Annotated in this window: 15 protein-coding genes and 2 pseudogenes; 6 read left to right on the forward strand and 11 right to left on the reverse strand. The window is 72.8% G+C overall.

Annotated elements, in window-relative coordinates; translation table 11 throughout:
• The first annotated feature begins 61 nt into the window (after positions 1-61).
• Together ACFPIH_RS50770 and ACFPIH_RS50775 are read left to right on the forward strand one after the other, a co-directional pair.
• Positions 62-1,285 (forward strand): cytochrome P450, encoded by a 1,224-nt coding sequence (locus tag ACFPIH_RS50770; protein WP_381186287.1) that lies wholly within the window; start codon positions 62-64, stop codon positions 1,283-1,285.
• An 11-nt stretch (positions 1,286-1,296) separates the two neighbouring features.
• Positions 1,297-1,533, forward strand: a complete 237-nt coding sequence (locus ACFPIH_RS50775; RefSeq protein ID WP_381186284.1) for a ferredoxin — start codon at positions 1,297-1,299, stop codon at positions 1,531-1,533.
• Positions 1,534-1,542: 9 nt separating this feature from the next.
• On the opposite strand, the gene ACFPIH_RS50780 is transcribed toward ACFPIH_RS50775, so the two are convergent.
• Positions 1,543-2,736, reverse strand: a complete 1,194-nt coding sequence (locus ACFPIH_RS50780) for a serine hydrolase domain-containing protein (RefSeq protein ID WP_381186281.1) — start codon at positions 2,734-2,736, stop codon at positions 1,543-1,545.
• A 148-nt stretch (positions 2,737-2,884) separates the two neighbouring features.
• Between ACFPIH_RS50780 and ACFPIH_RS50785 the strand changes: the two genes are divergently transcribed.
• A complete protein-coding gene (locus ACFPIH_RS50785; protein WP_381186278.1) occupies positions 2,885-3,415 on the forward strand; it encodes a flavoprotein in 531 nt (176 codons plus the stop codon).
• Between the two features lie 454 nt (positions 3,416-3,869).
• Here ACFPIH_RS50785 and ACFPIH_RS50790 read toward each other — a convergent pair whose 3' ends face one another.
• The 4 genes and pseudogenes from ACFPIH_RS50790 to ACFPIH_RS50805 all read right to left on the reverse strand — a co-directional run bounded on the left by ACFPIH_RS50790 (position 3,870) and on the right by ACFPIH_RS50805 (position 8,909).
• Positions 3,870-4,670, reverse strand: coding sequence for an alpha/beta hydrolase (locus ACFPIH_RS50790; RefSeq protein WP_381186275.1), 801 nt, complete (start codon positions 4,668-4,670; stop codon positions 3,870-3,872).
• On the reverse strand, positions 4,667-5,497 hold the full coding sequence (locus tag ACFPIH_RS50795) for an alpha/beta fold hydrolase (protein ID WP_381186272.1): 831 nt from the start codon (positions 5,495-5,497) through the stop codon (positions 4,667-4,669). Before ACFPIH_RS50795 ends, ACFPIH_RS50790 begins: the two co-directional genes overlap by 4 nt.
• 54 nt (positions 5,498-5,551) lie before the next feature.
• Positions 5,552-6,064: pseudogene (locus ACFPIH_RS50800) on the reverse strand (alpha/beta fold hydrolase).
• A 97-nt stretch (positions 6,065-6,161) separates the two neighbouring features.
• Entirely contained in the window at positions 6,162-8,909 is a 2,748-nt protein-coding gene (locus ACFPIH_RS50805) for a helix-turn-helix transcriptional regulator (protein WP_381186270.1), read from the reverse strand.
• 171 nt (positions 8,910-9,080) lie between these two features.
• Here ACFPIH_RS50805 and ACFPIH_RS50810 point away from each other — a divergent pair, with 171 nt between their 5' ends.
• Complete coding sequence (locus tag ACFPIH_RS50810; RefSeq protein ID WP_381186267.1) at positions 9,081-10,049, forward strand: aldo/keto reductase; 969 nt, start codon at positions 9,081-9,083, stop codon at positions 10,047-10,049.
• 19 nt (positions 10,050-10,068) lie between these two features.
• On the opposite strand, the gene ACFPIH_RS50815 is transcribed toward ACFPIH_RS50810, so the two are convergent.
• Positions 10,069-10,863: a phytanoyl-CoA dioxygenase family protein gene (locus tag ACFPIH_RS50815; protein ID WP_381186264.1), complete on the reverse strand. Its 795-nt coding sequence runs from the start codon at positions 10,861-10,863 to the stop codon at positions 10,069-10,071.
• Between the two features lie 65 nt (positions 10,864-10,928).
• Between ACFPIH_RS50815 and ACFPIH_RS50820 the strand changes: the two genes are divergently transcribed.
• Both ACFPIH_RS50820 and ACFPIH_RS50825 read left to right on the forward strand, forming a co-directional pair.
• On the forward strand, positions 10,929-11,882 hold the full coding sequence (locus ACFPIH_RS50820; RefSeq protein WP_381186261.1) for a helix-turn-helix domain-containing protein: 954 nt from the start codon (positions 10,929-10,931) through the stop codon (positions 11,880-11,882).
• 282 nt (positions 11,883-12,164) lie between these two features.
• Positions 12,165-14,111 carry an RICIN domain-containing protein gene (locus ACFPIH_RS50825; protein WP_381186258.1) on the forward strand — a complete coding sequence of 649 codons (1,947 nt, stop codon included), beginning with the start codon at positions 12,165-12,167 and terminating at the stop codon, positions 14,109-14,111.
• A 24-nt stretch (positions 14,112-14,135) separates the two neighbouring features.
• Here ACFPIH_RS50825 and ACFPIH_RS50830 read toward each other — a convergent pair whose 3' ends face one another.
• From ACFPIH_RS50830 to ACFPIH_RS50850, 5 genes and pseudogenes are all read right to left on the reverse strand, one after another.
• Positions 14,136-14,873, reverse strand: a complete 738-nt coding sequence (locus ACFPIH_RS50830; RefSeq protein ID WP_381186254.1) for an HAD family hydrolase — start codon at positions 14,871-14,873, stop codon at positions 14,136-14,138.
• Complete coding sequence (locus tag ACFPIH_RS50835; RefSeq protein ID WP_381186252.1) at positions 14,870-15,694, reverse strand: DeoR/GlpR family DNA-binding transcription regulator; 825 nt, start codon at positions 15,692-15,694, stop codon at positions 14,870-14,872. Before ACFPIH_RS50835 ends, ACFPIH_RS50830 begins: the two co-directional genes overlap by 4 nt.
• 80 nt (positions 15,695-15,774) lie before the next feature.
• Complete coding sequence (locus tag ACFPIH_RS50840) at positions 15,775-16,809, reverse strand: zinc-dependent alcohol dehydrogenase (RefSeq protein WP_381186250.1); 1,035 nt, start codon at positions 16,807-16,809, stop codon at positions 15,775-15,777.
• 26 nt (positions 16,810-16,835) lie between these two features.
• Positions 16,836-17,843: a zinc-dependent alcohol dehydrogenase family protein gene (locus ACFPIH_RS50845; RefSeq protein ID WP_381186247.1), complete on the reverse strand. Its 1,008-nt coding sequence runs from the start codon at positions 17,841-17,843 to the stop codon at positions 16,836-16,838.
• Positions 17,840-17,952, reverse strand: a pseudogene (locus tag ACFPIH_RS50850) (carbohydrate ABC transporter permease); the annotation flags it as partial. The pseudogene ACFPIH_RS50850 and the gene ACFPIH_RS50845, both read right to left, overlap by 4 nt.

Genomic DNA, 17,952 nt, shown 5'->3' on the forward strand with positions numbered 1-17,952 from the left:
ATTGGCTGATCTGGCCGAACTCCATGTCGCCCTATAGGTGCCTGGGGCATCCAATGAAGAAATGAAGCCCGCACCGAACCCCGCAGTGGACCTTGACGTGAAGCCTGTCGACTTCCCTCAGGACCGCACCTGCCCCTACCACCCCCCGACCGGCTACGACTCCCTCCGCGCCGCCCGCCCGCTGTCCCGCGTCACCCTCTACGACGGCCGCACCGCCTGGCTCGTCTCGGCACGCGACACGGCCCGCACCCTGCTCTCCGACCCCCGGCTGTCCAGCGACCGCACCAAGCCCGGCTACCCCGCGACCGCACCGCGGTTCCTCGCCCTGCGCGACCGCCGGGCCGCCCTGCTCAACGTCGACGACCCCGAACACCACACCCAGCGCCGGATGCTGGTGCCGAAGTTCACCCTGAAACGCGCCACCGCGCTGCGGCCCGCCATCCGGCGGATCGTCGACGAGCGGATCGACGCCATGCTCGCCCAGGGCCCGCCCGCCGAACTCGTCTCCGCCTTCGCGCTGCCCGTGCCCTCGACGGTGATCTGCGAACTGCTCGGCGTCCCCTACGCCGACCACGAGTTCTTCGAGGAACAGTCCCGCCTGCTGCTGCGCAGCCGGGACCCGCTGGAGGTGCGCGCGGCCCGCGACCGCCTCGACGACTACCTCGGCGAGCTGATCGACCGCAAGCTCACCGGGCCGCCCGGCGACGCCGTCCTCGACGGCCTCGTCCACGAGCAGCTCCGCGACGGCACACTGGACCGCGACGGAGCCGTCGCCCTCGCCACCATCCTGCTGGTCGCCGGCCACGAGACGACCGCCAACATGATCTCCCTCGGCACGTACACCCTGCTCCAGCACCCCGAGCGGCTGGCCGAACTGCGCGCCGACCCGGCACTGTGGCCGGCGGCCGTCGAGGAACTGCTGCGGATGCTGTCCATCGCCGACGGACTGCTGCGGCAGGCCACCGAGGACATCGAGGTGGGCGCCACGACCATCCGGGCCGGCGAGGGCGTGGTCTTCTCGACCTCGGTCATCAACCGCGACGACAGCGCCTACTCCGCGCCCGACACCCTCGACTGGCACCGCCCCGCCCGCCACCACGTGGCGTTCGGCTTCGGCATCCACCAGTGCCTCGGCCAGAACCTGGCCCGCGCCGAACTGGAGATCGCCCTGAGCGCCCTCTTCGAGCGCCTCCCCGGCCTGGACTTCGCGATCCCGGCCGAAGAGGCGCCCTTCAAGCCCGGCGACACCATCCAGGGGATGCTGGAACTCCCCGTGACCTGGTAAGAGGCACCGCCATGCACAGCGACACCGATCGCATCGACACCCCTCGCACCGCCATCGACATCGACACGGACGTCTGTATCGGCGCCGGACAGTGCGTCCTCACCGCCCCGGGCGTCTTCACCCAGGACGACGACGGCTTCAGCGCGCTGCTGCCCGGACGGGAGGACGGCGGCGGCGACCCGATGGTCCGCGAGGCCGCCCGGGCCTGCCCGGTCGGCGCCATCACGGTGTCCGGGGCGCGGCGCTGACGCGCCGGCTCACCGCCCGCCGCGCAGCAGGGCGCAGACGAAGTCCTCCTGAAGGGCCCGCAGCCGCTTCAGCCGCGCCGGTTCCAGGGTCCTGTTGATCTGGGAGGTGACGGAGAACGTCAGCGAGCGCCGGCCGTCCGGGGTGGCAGCGATCAGCTGGGTGTACCCGGGGAAGTTGCCGGTGTGTCCCAGGACGACCCCGCAGCGCGTCCCGTACCGGAAGATGCCCAGGCCGGCGGTGTTGCGGCCGGGCCCGGCCGGTTCGGACGCGCCTTCGACCCAGCGTCGCTGCTCCCGTACGACCGCCTTGCCGTACAGCGTGCCTCCCGCGTAGCCGCGGACGAAACGGGTCAGGTCGGCCGGCGTCGAGACGATCCCGCCCGACGCCCAGACGCCGGAGGCACTGAGGACCTCGCTGATGTCCTCCGGCGGCCCGGGCGGGGTCACGTCGTACCCGTGCAGATAGGGCACCGGCATCCGATAGCCCTGCGGCAGGCTGGTGCGCGTCAGGCCCAGCGGCCGGTACACCCGCTCGCGCAGCAGCCTCTCGTACGGCGTCCCGGTGACCGCCTCCGCCATCAGCGCGACGGCGATGTTGTCGGAGTTGGAGTACCGGTAGCGGCTGCCGGGCCGGAAGCGCAGGGGCTTGTCGGCCACGTAGTCGAGCAGACGGCGCGAGTCGAAGTGATGGCGCGGATCGGCGGTCAGCACCTTGATGAAGGCGGGGGACTCGGTGTAGTCCGGCAGCCCGCTGGTGTGGTTCAGCAACTGCCGGAGCGTCACCGAGCCCCAGGCACCGGGCAGCCGGGGCAGCCGCCTGCGCAGGGTGTCGTCCAGCCGGAGTGCGTGGCGGTCGACCAGGGACAGCGCCACCGCCCCGCTGAACGCCTTGGCCGTACTCGCGATCCGCATGTGGTCGTCCTGGCGCGGCTTGCGGCCCGTGCGGAGGTCGGCGACCCCGGCACGCACGACCTGGGTCTCCTTGTCCCGCCGCAGCACGGCGATGGCCCCAGGCGGTCCGCCCGGAGCGTTCACGAACGCCTGGAGACGACGCTGAAGGGCATGTTCGTCCGGCGTCGCGGCGGCGGCGTCGGCCACGGTCGCCGGGGCCAGTGCTGCGAGGCACACGGCGACCACGGACACGGCCCGCGAACGCCGCCGCCGGAACAGGGCGCGCGGGGGAGGGGCGGGGGACAGGGGCATGACGGCTCCCGGGGACAGATGGGGCAGGCACGCCCAGCCTCCGCGTTCGTACTCCCGGCCGCCGTCGGGGTTGCTGCACTCGGCCCAGCGCTCACCCCGGCCCAACGGCTCCTTGGGGCTGTCGTTCCCCCTCGCATAAGGTGCGCGGGTGACCGAACAGGACGAGAAACCGCCCTTTCTCTACGTCGTCGTCTGCGCCGCGGGGATCGCGAAAGACGTCGGCAAGCTGATCACCGCCGCCCAGGAGCGGGAGTGGCAGGTCGGGGTCATCGCGACGCCGCACGCCATGAACGGCTTCTTCGACACCGCAGCCGTCGAGGCGCAGACCGGCTACCCGATCCGCTCCGCCTGGCGGCGCCCCGGCGACCCGCGCCCCCTGCCCGATCCCGACGCGGTCGTCGTCGCCCCGGCCACCTTCAACACCGTCAACAAGTGGGCGGCCGGCATCGCCGACACCCTCGCCCTCGGCACCCTGTGCGAGGTGTCCGGCCAGGGCATCCCCGTCGGCGTCCTGCCCTGCGTCTCCGACGCGCTCGCCGCCCACCCCGCCTACCAGGACAGTCTGATACGGCTGCGCGGGACGGGCGTCCGGTTCGGACACCCCTACCGGGGCGCCGAGGGCGAGGAGTTCGGGTGGGAGCGGGCGCTCGACCTGGTGGAGCGACAGGCCGGACGGTGACCTCGGCGGCCGTGCCGGGCGGCAGCCGGCGGAAGCGCTCGCCGATGCCGTCGGGTGCCCGCGCCGGCGCGGCCTCCACCGCGGCCCGGCCCTCCTGGAAGTGCGACCAGCCCTCGTAGCGCACGGGCAGCACCGTGTGCGGGCGTACCGCGCGGCACAGATCGACCGCCCGGGACGCCGTGAGGATGCAGCGCACCGGCCAGGTCGGCGTGGTGGTCGTGGGTGAGCAACACGGCGTCCACCGGCGGGAGTTCGGCCGGTGACAGGGCAGGTCCCGCCGTCTTGCGCGAGGACGTGCCGAGCCCGAAGGCGTAACGGCGGCCCGGCGGGTCGAACGTCGGATCGGTCAACAGCCGCCACCCGCCCGCCTCGATCAGGGCGGTCGGGCCACCGACATGGGTGACACGGACCTCGCTCATACGGCGGTTCCCTCCGAACTCACGGCCCGTACGGTCTACTTCGCGTGCTCCAGCGCCCAGTCGAGGGCGAAGTCGGCGACCTCCTCCCAGCCCGGCGCGGCCGGCAGCAGATGCGGCCGGCCCGGGAACTCCCGCACCTCGGTGACCGTGTCCGACTTGTAGTGCCGGGTGTTGGACTGCTGCACCTTGGGCGGCATCAGATGGTCGTTCTCGCCCGACACGAACAGCAGCGGCGCCCGGTCGTCGTTGTGGTAGTCGACGTAGGTGCTCTGGTGACCGGGCCGCAGGGTGGCCAGGGCGCTGTCCCAGAAGATCGAGCCGGAGGCGGGTACCGCGTACCGCTCGTACAGCGCCCGGGACTCGTCCTCGGGAAAGGTGTTGGTGAAGGCGTAGTGCCACTGTTCGAAGGTGAGGCCGACCGCGCGGTGCCGGTTCGCCGGGTTCTTCAACACCGGGAAGGCCGCCTTGACCTGGGTGAGCGGCAGGACGGCGACCCCCTCCGTGGGCGCCGAGTTGATCGCCACGCCCGCCGCGCCGAGGCCCTTGTCGAGCAGGAGCTGCACGAACACACCGCCCGCCGAGTGGCCGACGAGGACCGGCGGTCTGTCCAGGCCGCGGACCAGGGACTCCAGGCGCTCGACGATCGCCGGGACGGTGACCTGTTCGATCGGCGCGGTGTCGGCGTTGAGGGACTCCACCTCGGCCTCGAAACCGGGATAGGCGGGCGCCAGGACGCGGAAGCCACGGCGCTCGTAGTGGGTGATCCAGTGCTCCCAGCTGCGGGGCGTCACCCAGAAACCGTGGATGAGGACGATCGTGTCGGGGGCGTCGCTCATGACCGGCCCCCGCGGGTCGCGCGGTCGGCGGCGCGGATCTGCCGGACCACGGCGTCCGGGTGCGACATCATCACCACGTGCGAGGCGCCCCTGACCTCCACGGTCCGGCTGCCGGCCCGCTCGGCCATGAACCGCTGCGCGGCGGGCGGGATCACCCGGTCGGCGGTCGCGACCACATACCAGGACGGCACGCTCCGCCAGGCCGGCACCCCGCTCGGGGCGCTCAACCCGCCGACACTGCCCGGGCGTTGGGCGGTCGCCATCAGCCTGGTCGTGGACCTCGGCAGGTCCTGGGCGAACACGTCGTGGAACTTCGCCGGGTCGATATAGCCGTCCAGACCGGGGTCCGGGCTGCCGGGGACCGGATACGGCCGTCCGACGAGGGCGGCCTCCAACTGGCTGCCGGGGAACCGGCCGGCCAGTTGCAGCGCGCTCTCGCCCTCGTCCGGCGCGAACGCGGCCACGTACACCAGCGCCTTCACGTTCGCGTTCCCGCGCCCGGCGTTGGTGATGACCTCGCCGCCGTAGGAGTGGCCGACGAGGATCACCGGACCGGTGAGGGTGTCGACGACGCTGCGGACGTAGGCGGAGTCGCCGGCCAGGTCGCGCAGGGGGTTGGCCGGGGCGATCACCGGGTAGCCCGCGTCCAGCAGTCGCGCGGTGACCGCGTTCCAGCCGGAGGCGTCGGCGAAGACGCCGTGCACGAGGACCACGGTCGGCCGGGCGCCCGTGGCGGACGCGGGGGCGGCGGCGCCGAGCGCGGTGACGGCGCCCGCGGCGAGCGCTCCGCCCAGCACCAGGCGACGGGAGGGGACTTCGGGAACCATTGCGTCAGGTTCCTTTCCTTGAAGGGTGTTTCAGGGAAGGGTGCTCAGGGTGTCTCAGGAGGTGAGGAAGCCGAGCAGGTCGGCGTTGAGCTGGTCCTCGTGGGTGTCCGTGATGCCGTGCGGGGCGCCCGGACAGACCTTCAGGGTCGCGTTCTTGATCCGGGCCGCCGACGCCTTCCCGCCCACCTCGAACGCGTCCAGATCGGCGCGGAAGTCGGTGGCGGAGAACGCGGCGACGCACTCGTAGCCGCCCCGGTGCCCGGACCGCAGGCCCTACCGCCAGAAGGCGTCCCGGACGCCCTGCGAGACGTCCGCGCCCGGCCGGTTGTGGCCGAAGAACGGCCCGTCCGCCAGATCCCGGTACAGCTGCGACCGGTCCGCGAGCGAACCCGCCCGGATCGCGTCGAACGTCTCCACCGGTACCCCGCCCGGGTTGTCGCCGGTACGCAGCATGAACGGCGGTACGGCGGAGACCAGCGGCCAGCCGTGGCTCAGGACCACGGGCCGGCCCTGCCCCCAGTCCTTGTAGAAGATCTCGGCCCCGTCGGCTGTGGTGACGTACGGCATGCGGTGCTCCCTTCTGCGGGACGTGTCCGGTGCGCCGATCCTCGTCCGGGCGCGGGGCGGCCCGTATCCCGTGGAGCGCGTAGTCGTGACCCGGCGCTCACAGCTCCGGCAGGCGTGCCAGCTGCCGCCGGGAGGTGACGTCGAGCTTCCGGAAGATCTTGCGGAGGTGGTAGTCGACGGTGCTCGCGCTGATGAACAGCTGGGCGGCGATCTCCGCGTTGGTCGCGCCGCCCCGGGCCAGCCGGGCCACGGTCAGCTCCTGCGGGGTGAGGGCGCCGGCCGCGCCCGCCGGGCCGCGCGCCGGGCGCTCACCGGTGGCGGCCAGCTCCTGGGCGGCGCGCGCCGCGTACCGCGTGGCCCGCATCGAGTCGAACATCGACAGGGCGGTACGCAGCTGTTCGCGGGCGTCCCTGCGGCGCTTGCGGCGGCGCAGCCACTCGCCGTAGAGCAGGTGCGCGACCGCCAGATCGGCGCGGGCACCCGTGCCCGAGAGCAGCGCCAGCGCCTCCCGGTAGAGCGGTTCGGCCTCGTCGGCGGGGGCGAGCAGGGCCCGGCAGCGGGCCAGCAGTCCGAGCGCCCAGGGAGTACCGGTGGCCTCGGCGCGGTCGGACAGCGTGCGCAGGGTCGCCGTGGCGAGCACCCGGTCGCCGCAGCGTACGGCCGCCTCGACCAGGTGGGGGAGGAGACGGGAGTGGTAGGCGAGTTCGTCGTGCCCGACCAGCTCCTGCGTGATGGTCCGGGCCCGCGCGTAGTCGCCGTCCCCGAGGGCGAGCACCGCCTGCCCGATCCGCGCGATGGACTCCACCGCCCCGTTGCCCAGCCAGGTCCCCGCCCGCATCGAACCGTCCAGCAACTCCTCCAGGCCCTCGGCCTCACCGTGCCAGGCGAGCAGCTCGGGGTGCCGGTACAGGGCCCACATGTCCTCGGTGGCGCCGATCGCGGCACGGATCTGGGTGCCCTCGGCGTGCAGGGTGTCGGCGGCGGCGAGCTCGCCCAGGTTGGTCTCGTGCAACACCGCGCAGTACAGGATGGTGTCCAGGTGCATCAGGGCGCCCGAGGCCCGCGCCGCGTCCGCGGCCCGCCGCATCACCGCCCGCTGGGTCTCCTCGTCCCACAGCATCATGGTCAGGGTCACGGTGGGCAGATAGCTGCGCAGCACCTCCTCGTCCGGTGTGTCCGGGTCCAGCACATGGGCGTGGGTGTCGCGCATGTGGGGGACCGCGCGTTCGTAGCCCTCGGTGGCCAGGACGGCGAACGCCCGCAGCACCAGCTCGACACCCGTGGCCCGACCGCTGCGCGGCACCAACTCGTCCACCGCCCCGGCGATCTCGGTCAGCGTGGTGTCCCGCATAAGGTGTTCGGCGGTGATGGACCGGTCGACGGCGCGCAGCAGCGCCTCCCGGGCGAGGTCCGGCGCCCGACGGCCGAGGGCCTGCGCGGCGCGCAGACACAGCGCGGGGGCGCGGGCGAAGGAACCGGCGTCCCCGAGCAGGGTGACCGCGTGCGCCCGCACCAGCAGCGCCCGTCCCCGGCCCACGCCGTCGAGCAGACCGACGTCGATCGCGTCCAGCAGCGACTCCGCCTGCACCGGCGCCCCCGCCGCCAGCGCGGCCTCGGCAGCCCCCAGCAGCCGCCCGGCCCGCATACCGGCGTCGGGGGTCAGCTCCGCCGCCCGGGACAGGAACGCGGCCCGCCCCGCGAAACCGCCGCGGGCACCCGCGTGGTCCGCCGCCCGCTCCACCTCGTCGGCGACCGCGGCGTCCGGCCCGAGCGTGGCCGCGGCGCGATGCCAGGCCCGCCGGTCCCGGTCCGAGGGCCGTTCGGTGACCTCGGCCAGCGCCGCGTGCGCCCGCCCGCGCTCGACGCTCGTCGCCCCGCCGTACACCGCCGACCGCACCAGCGGATGCCGGAACCCGACACCGGCCCGCACCACCACCAGCCGGGCCGCCTCGGCCGGACCCGACGCCTCGGGCCCGATGCCGAGCAGCCGGGCCGCGCCGGTGACATGGCCGAGATCGCCGCCCGGTTCGGCGGCGGCCAGCAGCAGCCACCGCTGCGTGGGCCCGGGCAGTGCGCGGACCTGCCGCAGATAGTGCGCCTCCAGCCGGCTGCCCACCGGCAGCGGCTCGGGCAGCGCGAGACCGCCCGACAGCTGCTCGGCGGACAGCTCCTGCCCCAGATCGGCGAGGGCGAGCGGATTGCCGGCCGTGGCGGCCACGATCCGCGCCGCCACGCGCGCGTCCAGCGGCCCGGCGACGGCGTCCCGCAGCAGCTCCAGCGCGAACGGCTCCGCCAGCCCGGTGACCTCGGCCACCGGGACACCGGCCGGCACCTCGAACCCCGTCCGCGCCGCGAACAGCAGCCCGAGCCCCTCCGCGTGCACCCGGCGCGCCACGAACGCCAGCACGACCAGGGACTCCTCGTCCACCCACTGGACGTCGTCCACGCACACCAGTACCGGCCGCCGCCGCGCGGTCTCCGCCAGCAGGGTGAGCGTCGCGAGTCCCACCAGGAAGCGGTCGGCGGCCGGCCCGTCCTCCAGACCGCAGGCGACCCGCAGCGCCGAGTGCTGCGGGGCGGGCAGCGCACCGGGTTCCTTCAGCCCGTCCAGGACCGGTACGAGCAGCCGGTGCAGCGCGGCGAACGGGAACCCCGACTCCGCGTCCACCCCGGCGGCCCGTAACACCCGCAGATCGGTGGCCTGGCCGACCGTGCGGTCGAGCAGCGCGGTCTTGCCGATACCGGCGTCGCCGCGCAGCACCAGCGTGCCGCTGAGCCCCTGCCGCAACCCGGCCACCAGCCCGTCGAGCCGTTCCAGCTCCGGGCCCCGCCCTCTCAGGATCACGCCGACACCCTTCGGGAACGCCCGGAAACGACATCCGTGGAAAGACTCCGTAAAGCGTTCCACAGTCAAGCAGAAGCCCCGCTGGAGGACGGCGGGAATCCCGTCGAACCCGGCCACCCCCGAGACGTACGCTCCCCCTGGTACCCCACAGCGACGTCAGGAGCGGCAACGATGCAGTACGTGAAGCTCGGTTCGACGGGTCTCGACGTGTCCCGGATCTGCCTGGGCTGCATGACCTACGGACTGCCCGACCGGGGCACACACGAGTGGAGCCTCGACGAGGAGGCGTCCCGCCCGCTGATCCGGCAGGCCCTGGACGCGGGCATCAACTTCTTCGACACCGCGAACGTCTACTCCGACGGCACCAGCGAGGAGATCGTCGGCAAGGCGCTGCGGGAGTTCGCCCGCCGGGACGAGATCGTGCTCGCGACCAAGGTGTGCCTCCCGATGCGTCAGGGACCCAACGGCGGCGGACTCTCCCGCAAGGCGATCCTCTCCGAGCTCGACCAGAGCCTGACCCGGCTGGGCACCGACTACGTCGACCTCTACCAGATCCACCGCTTCGACCCGAACACGCCGGTCGAGGAGACCATGGAAACGCTGCACGACGTCGTCAAGGCGGGCAAGGTCCGCTACATCGGGGCGAGTTCGATGTACGCCTGGCAGTTCTCCAAGATGCAGTACACCGCCGAGCGGCACGGCTGGACGAAGTTCGTCTCCATGCAGAACCACTACAACCTCCTCTACCGCGAGGAGGAGCGCGAGATGCTGCCGCTCTGCGCCGACCAGGGCGTCGGCGTGCTGCCCTGGAGCCCGCTGGCGCGCGGCCGGCTCACCCGCGACTGGGGCACCGAGACCGAACGCACCGCCACGGACCACTTCGGCGGCATCCTCTACCTGGAGGGCGACCGGGCCGTCGTCGACGCCGTCACCTCCATCGCGCAGAACCGCGGCGTCCCCCGCGCCCAGGTCGCCCTGTCCTGGCTCCTCCACCAGAACACGGTGACGTCCCCGATCGTCGGCGCCTCCAAGCCGAACCACCTGGAGGACGCGGTGGCGGCCGTAGAACTGACGCTGACGGAGAAGGAGCTGGCGGAACTCCAGCAGCCCTACGCCCCCCATCCCGTCGCCGGTCACTAGGCCGCGCCCCCAAGAGCGCCTAGTGCGGGCCGTGCGCCGAGAACTCCGTGCCGCACGGCCCCGCCCCCTCGCTCTCCGGCAGAGCCACCCGCTCCCCACTCATCGACACCGTCGGGTAGTACCGACCGATGCGGGCCGTGGAGCGGCCCACGTAGTGCCCGATGAACGACCGCCGGAACCGATCCCCCGTACGGTTCGGCTGAGACCCGTGCACCAGGCTCCCGTTGAAGAACAGCACGTCCCCCGGCGCCATATCGACCGGCACGGGCGCCAGTCCGGCCGGCGGCGGCACGTACTCCCGCGCGAACGACAGCTCGACGTCCGCCTCCTCCGGACAGAACAGCCCCATCCGGTGCGTACCGGGGACGACTTCGAGACCGCCGTTGTCCCGGTCGATGACGTCGCACGCGAGCCACGCGGCCACGCAGGTGCCCGGCTCGACCCGCAGATAGAAGTTGTCCTGGTGCAGCGCCTGCCCCCGCGCCCCGGGCGGCTTGAAGTAGAACATGCTCTGCGCCGCGAGGACTTCCTCCTCCAGCAGCGCCTCCAGCACCCCCCGCAGCCGCGCGTCCAGCAGCGTCTGCCGGGCCACCGCGTTGAACTCGTGCGGCTGCATCACCCTCGGGTACCGGTCCAGGGGGTCGTCCCCGGCCCGTGGCTCGAAGTGCCCCGGCACCGCCTCGCCCGCCGCGTGCAGCGCCGCGAACTCGGCGCACAGGCGGTCCACTTCGTCGTACCCGAACAGTCCGCGGACGACGGTGAAACCGTCCTCCCGGAACTGCCGCACTCCGCTGTCGACGTCCGTGACGTTCATCCGTCGTCCCCTTCCCGGTCGGCCCGCCCTACCGTAGGTCGACACGGCGTACCCGGAGGATGCCCATGCGTGCTGAGGACCTGCCCGTGACTGCCGTGTCCGGAGTGCCCTCGCCGTCGCCCGGTCTCGTGGTGGTCGGCCACTTCGACGAGCGGCCGGGATACGGGGTCGACCGCCCCCGGGGATCGGACAGTTGGCTGTTCACCTGGACGACCGGCGGGCGGGGGAGGCTGCGGCAGGGCGACAGCGAGGTCCGGGCCGCCCCCGGGGATCTCGTCGTCCTCGCACCGGGCGTCCCGCACGGCTACGGCGTCGAACCCGGCGCCGCGCACTGGCGGTTCTGGTGGGCCCACTGCCAGGCCCGCCCCACCTGGACGCCCTGGCTCCACCCGTACGACACCGGCGACGGCCTGTACGCGGTCACCCCCGTCCCGACGCCGCTGCACGACCGAGTCGAGGCGGCCTTCCGGCGCACGCACACCGACGCCCGGTGGCCCGGCCGGGAGGAACAACCCGGTATCGCCGTCGCCCACCACACCGCCGCCCGCGAACTCGCCCTGTGCGCACTGGAGGAGGCCGTCCTGCTGGGCACGGCCACCGCCCGCACACCCCCGCCGCCACCTGGCCTCGACGACCGGATCCGCCGTGCGCAGGAGCTGATCGCGGCCGGCCCCGATGCCCCGCACACCGTCCGTTCGCTGGCCGGACAGGTCGCGCTGTCACCGTCCCGTTTCGCCCACCTCTTCACCGAGCAGACCGGCCAGTCCCCGATGCGGGCCCTGCGCGAGGCGAGGCTGCGGCACGCGGCCCGGCTGCTGGAGGCCACCGACCTGTCCGTGGAACGCGTCGCAGCCGCCTCGGGGTTCGCCAGTCCCTTCCACTTCACCCGGGTGTTCCACGCCCGTTACGGAAGCCCGCCCGGCGCGTACCGGGACGGAATACGCGCCGCAATCACCGCGATTGCCGTCCCGAAAGGGACACCAATAGCGGGACCACCCCGAAATGCGATCCCGGATTGACGCGACGTCAAAAGCCCTGCTCCCGCAGAAGTCCCCCAGAGCTCACGCACACTATGCACGAAACCGCGAGATCTCTTGTTCCTCCTGGTCCGGCTGTGCGAAGGTGTGCCTTGTCGGCGCACGGACACTGGTTTTCTCCTCTGTGCGCACGAGTCACCTCTGTTCCGTCCGCGCCCTCCACGCTTCAAAAGAGCAGCCCCGTCGGGGACTTCAGAGGTGGCGAACCCTGCCTAATGCCACATGTCCGGGTCACCGCGACATGTCCTCAGGAGGAATGCAGCCGTGACTGACGCAGGCCTGTCGAATTCCCCTTCGGCTCGCCGCCTCGACGCGACCGACGAACAGTTGAGCTCCGAGCTGACGCAATGGACGGGGGAATCGCCCGCGCTGTACCCCGTCGGTGAGCTGTTGGACCGGCACTGGGAGGCGGCCTTCGCGTATGCGCGGCTGTGCACCGAAGGCGAGCGGGCGGCCGGCATGCTCACCACGGCGGCGTTCACCCGGCTGTTCGGCGCGACCCAGCGGCAGGACGGACCGACGGCCGCCTGGCGCCCGCATCTGCTGGCCACCGTGCGCCGGATCGCCGCGGAGTGGGACTCCGACGGCCGCCGCGACCTCCTCCACCCCGATCTGCGCTCCATCGACGGCGACACCGACCGGGTGGCCGCCCGGCTGCTCCCGCCGCCCAACCGGCGCATGCTGGCCCGCGCCTTCCAGCGGCTGCCCCAGTCGGCCCGGTGTCTGCTCTGGCACACGGAGGCCGAGGCGGAGCAACTGGCCGTCCCGGCCGCGCTGCTCGGCCTCGACGAGGAGGGCGCCCGGGTCGAACTGCGCCGCTCCCGCGAGAGGTTGCGCGAGGAAACCCTCCAGGTCCACCGCGAACTCGCCACCGACGACGACTGCCACCGCTACCACCGGCTCCTCGACGTCACCTGCCGGCGCGGCGGCAACGACGTGGACCCCGATCTGCGCGCCCACACCGAGCGGTGCCGGCACTGCTCGCACACCGCCGACCAACTCCTGCAGTTCGAGGGCCTGCTGGGCGTCGCCCTCGCCGAGGGCATCCTGGGCTGGGCGGCCGGCGCCTATCTGGAGAACCGGGCGACCGCGAACGGCCGCGAGTCCGCCGGGGCGCCCCGGCCGAAGCAGGACCCGGCCGTCGACGGCGAGGCGTTCGACGACAGCTCCGGCGTCCCCGACGGGTCCGCCACGACGGTCACCTCCGGCGAGCTGGTGGTCCGCCCCGGTGCCGAACTCCGTCCCACGCACCGCCGTTCGGACCGCAAGGCCGCCCGCCGCGCCGCCCGCCGGCGCAACCTCACCGCCGCCGTCCTGACCGTGAGCGGCATGGTCGTCCTCCCGCTCGTGGTCTGGGCCGCCCTCGGCACCGACGGCGGATCCGACCAGGCCGCCGACGGCGGAGTCAAGACCCCCTCCGCGGGCACCGACACCGCCACCGACGCCCCGTCCCTGATCGGCGACGAGGACGACGAGACCCAGGGCACGCTGCGCGGCCGGCTGCACAACGTCGCCTCCGGGCTGTGCATCGACATATCCGGCTCGAAGGCCGTCAAGGGCGCCGAGGCCGAACTCGCCACCTGCTCCTCGGACGCCGGCCAGCAGTGGGCGTACGAGACCGACGGGGTGCTGCGCAGCGCGGCCGACCCCAACCTGTGCCTCGACTCCAGCCTCGGCTACTCGGTGCGGCTGGGCCTGTGCAAGGGCACGTCGAACACCAAGGACGTCCGCTACGACTTCACCCTCCAGGGCACCCTCGTCCCGCGCTCCAGCCAGAACCTGGCGCTGTCCCCCGCCGCCACCGACGGCTCGGGCGCGCTCGTCCTGAAGAACCGCGCGGACGGCACCGCCCAGCGCTGGGTGATCGACACCTCGCAGCCCGACCCGCAGATGCAGTTCGTCAACTGGGACGCCGAGACCACCCCCGACGCCCCGACGCCCACCCCCAAGGCCGCGAAGCCCCCGGCGGCCGCAGCGACCCCGTCCACCACCCCGACGACCAAGCGGCCGAGCAGCTCACCGTCCCCGTCGGCATCGTCGCAGTCTGCCTCCACCGGCACCTCGTGCTCGTACTACTACTGGTACTACTGCACCTGGAACGGCCAGTCCGGCGGCGGCTCCGGGTACGGCTACGGCGGCTCCGGGTACGGCTACGGCGGAGGATACGGCGGCAGCTACGGGGGATACGGCGCCGGCGGCGGACGTCACTGACCCGCGCCTGCTGCGGCGTCGTGGTCAGGCCACGAGCCGCAGCACGTCCGTCAGACCGCGCTCACCGGTGCGGTGTTCCGACGGCAGGATGTAGGTGCGCAGGCCGCAGGCGGCGGCGCCGCCGTCGCGGACCGGGTTGTCGCCGACCATGAGGGTGGCGCGGGGGTCGGCGCCGAGGTCGGCGCAGGCTTTGAGGAACAGCTGCGGGTCGGGCTTCTCACGGCCCTGCTCGCAGGAGATGACGCAGGTGTCGACCAGCGCGTCCAGCCCGTGGTGGGCGAGGTGGGTGCGCAGGTCCCAGGCGAAGTCGCTGACGACGGCCGTGCGCAGTCCGCGTCTCCGCAGGGCGCGCAGGACCGGTTCGGTGTCGGGATAGGGGATCCAGGCGTCCGGGGCGGTGAGTTCCCGGTACGCCGCCTCCTCCGCGCCGCGCAGGAAGTCCACCCGCTCCCACCACGCCCGCATGGCGCGGCGGTGCCGGCCGGAGGAGAGGTCCCGGCCTTCCTGGAGGGCGACGACGGAGGGCAGCCGGAAGGCCGCGCGCAACTCGTCGGCGATCCCGGCCACCACGCCGGGCGGGTCCAGCGCGGCGCCGCGGCCGGTGGCCGCGGCGACCCGGCGCAGCCAGGTCTCCAGGTCGATCATCTGGAAGAGGGTGTTGCTGAAGTCGAACAGGACGGCCTGGACCGGAGGCACCGGCGCGGCCATCTCGGCATCGCTGGGGCGGTAGGCGCTCGGTGTTTCGAACAGGGTGTGGATCACGGGGAGGACTCTTCGGGTTCGGCCGTCTCGACGGTCTCGACGGTTTCGACGGGGACTCCGAGGTCGCGGATGGCCGCGAGTTCCGCGTCAGGGGTTCCGGTGTCGGTGATGACGGCGTGGTAGTCCGCCACGGTGCCGTACGCGTACGTGGCGGTCTTGCCGAACTTCGAGTGGTCCACCAGGAGCAGCGCCTGTTCGGCGGAGCCGACCATGGCCAGCTTCACCTCGACGTAGTCGTTCACGGGGTGGAAGAGCCGCCCTTCCAGGACGGCGGTGGCGGACATCAGGGCGAGGTCGGCCCGGATCCGGGACAGGGCGCGGGTGACGGTGGGACCGGTGCAGGAGTTGAAGTCGCCGCGGTAGTGGCCGCCCAGCAGGGTGACGCTCACCCCGGGCGCGGACCCGAGGCGCTGTGCGAGGCCGACGGAGTTGGTGACGACGTGAACCTGGTCCATCCGCGCCAGCGCGGGGACCAGGGGGAACAGCGTGGTCGAGTCCTCCATGAGCACCGTACTGCCCGGCCTGATCCGGTCGGCGACGGCCGCGCACAGCGCGTTCTTGGCCGCGAGGGCGCTGTTCTCCCGGAAACGGGTGGCCGTCTCCATGGTGAGGGCGGGGAAGGCGACGGCCCGCCCGCGCTCCTTGCGCAGCAGATGGCGCCCGGAGAGGTCGTCCAGGTCCCGGTGCATGGTCATCAGACTGACGTCGAAGTGCCGGGCGAGGTCGTCGATGCGGGTCTCGCCGTGGTCGGCGACGTAGCGCAGCACGGTCTGGCGCCGCTCCTCGACGGCGGCCTGTGACAGTCGCGTACGAGCGGTCACAGCACCCTCCTTCCCCATCGCTCCGGTCTCGCAGTTTCCCACACGGGCCGTGCGGGCCGGGGCCCGTCCGGCTCCCGGGCCTACGGACCTTCCACCGTGACCAGCACCTTGACCTGCTCGGGGTCCACGGAAGCGGCGAAGGCCTTCGCGGCGTCCTCCAGCGGGTAGGTGGCGGTGACGATCTCGGCGGTGTCGACGGCGCCCGAGGCGATCAGGGACATGGCGGTGCGGTAGTCGTCGCCGGTGTACATCAGGGTGCCCTCGATGCGGATCTCACGGTCCTGGACCAGGTCGAGACGGACGGGCGTGGCCCCCGCGGCGCCGACGCCGACGACGATGATCGTGCCGCCCTTGGTGACCAGGTCGATGGCCTGGGCCATGGACTGCTCGCGCGCCACGCAGTCGAAGACCACGTCGGCCGGTCCGCCGAGCGCCTCCCGGGCCCGGTCGGCGAGGCCGGAGGCGTCGGCGGGCAGGGCGGTGTCGGCTCCGAGGCGCAGGGCGCGGTCCCGCTTGCCCGGCAGCAGATCGGTGACGGCGATCCTCGCGGCGCCCGCGTGCCGGGCGGCGGCGAGGACGAGCAGACCGATGGGCCCGGCGCCGAGGACGACGACCGTGCGTCCGGTGAGGTCACCGGCCTTCGCCACGGCGTGCACCGGGGTGGCCAGGGGCTCGACGAGGGCGGCCTCGATGTCGGTCATGCCGTCGGGGACGCGGTGGACACGGCCGGCAGGGATGGTGAACAGGTCGGTCATCGCGCCGGGCGTCTGGCAGCCGAACACCCTCAGCTCCTGGCAGATGTTGTACCGGCCCGAGCGGCACTGGGGGCACCGGCCGCAGTACAGGTTGGGTTCGATGATCACCCGGTCGCCGGGCGCGAAGCCCTCGACTGCCGTCCCCGCCGCGGCGACGACGCCCACCGCCTCGTGACCGGGGCGATAGGGCAGATCGATGAAGGGATGGTGGCCGGCCGCCGCATGGGTGTCGGAGCCGCACACCCCGACGACCGTGGTGCGCACCAGGAGTTCATCGGCCTCGGGGACGGGCGTGGGCACCCGCTCGATCGTGATGTCGTCGAGGGAGCGGACAAGAACGCGGCGAATCTGCTCGGTCATGTGGGGGGTTCCGTTCGTTCGGGCGTTCACGAGGAGGCGAGGCCGGGCTGAATCTGGATCTTGCGGCCGATGCCCGCCTTGAAGCGGGCGATCGCGTCCGGGAACGCCGCCAGGGGAAGACGGTCGCTGATGAAGACGTCCGGGTCGATGACACCGGTGGCGAAGAGATCGGCGGCGCGTTCGAAGCTGTGCAGCACGGCCATCGAGCCGGTGATGGTGATCTCCTGGTTGTAGATCTTGTACGGCTCGATGGTGGCCCGGGCGGCGTAGTCGGCGACCCCGAACTGCAGATAGGTGCCGCCCTTGCCGACCCGGCCGAGGGCGTCCTGGATGGCCCGCGCGTTGCCGGTGGCGTCGACGACCAGATCCCAGCCGTAGGGCGGCCGGTCGAGCTCGTCGGCGGACGTGGCACCGGCGGAGCAGCCCAACTGCCGTGCCGTGGCCAGACGTTCGGCGTTGATGTCGACGACGTCGACACTCGCGGCACCGGTGGCCTTGGCGAGCTGGAGCATCATCAGGCCCATGGTTCCGGCGCCGTAGACGAGCACTCGGGTGGCGAGGCGGCTGCGCAGGACGTCGTAGCCGCGCACGGCGCAGGACAGCGGCTCGATCAGGGCGGCGTCCTCGGTGCGTACCCCGTCGGGCAGAACCGTGCAGTTGGCCACGGGGGCGGCCACGAACTCGGCGGCGGCGCCCGGGTGGGTGACCCCGATCGCGGCCCACCGGTCGCAGAGGTTGTTGCGGCCGGCTCGGCAGTAGTGGCACTCGAAGCAGTACAGCGACGGGTCGACCGCGACCCGGGCCCCGACGGCGAGTTCGGTGACCGCGGAGCCGACCGCGACGACCTCCCCGGCGAACTCGTGGCCGGGGACGATGGGCAGCTTCGGGGCGAACTCCCCTTGCAGGATGTGCAGATCGGTCCCGCACAGTCCGGTGGCCGCGACCTCGACGACGACCTCGCGGGGGCCGGGGGCGGGGTCGTCGAGGGTGGCGAGTTCGACGCCGCCGGGCCGGGTGATGACGGCGGCTTTCACTTGACTGCTCCTAGGGAGAGGCCGCGGACGAGTTTGTCCTGGGCGGCGAATCCGGCGATGAGGACGGGCAGCGACACCAGGGTGGCGGCGGCGCAGAGCCGGGCGAGGA

It is taken from the genome of Streptomyces vulcanius (assembly GCF_042653945.1).
Lineage (GTDB): Bacteria > Actinomycetota > Actinomycetes > Streptomycetales > Streptomycetaceae > Streptomyces > Streptomyces mangrovi.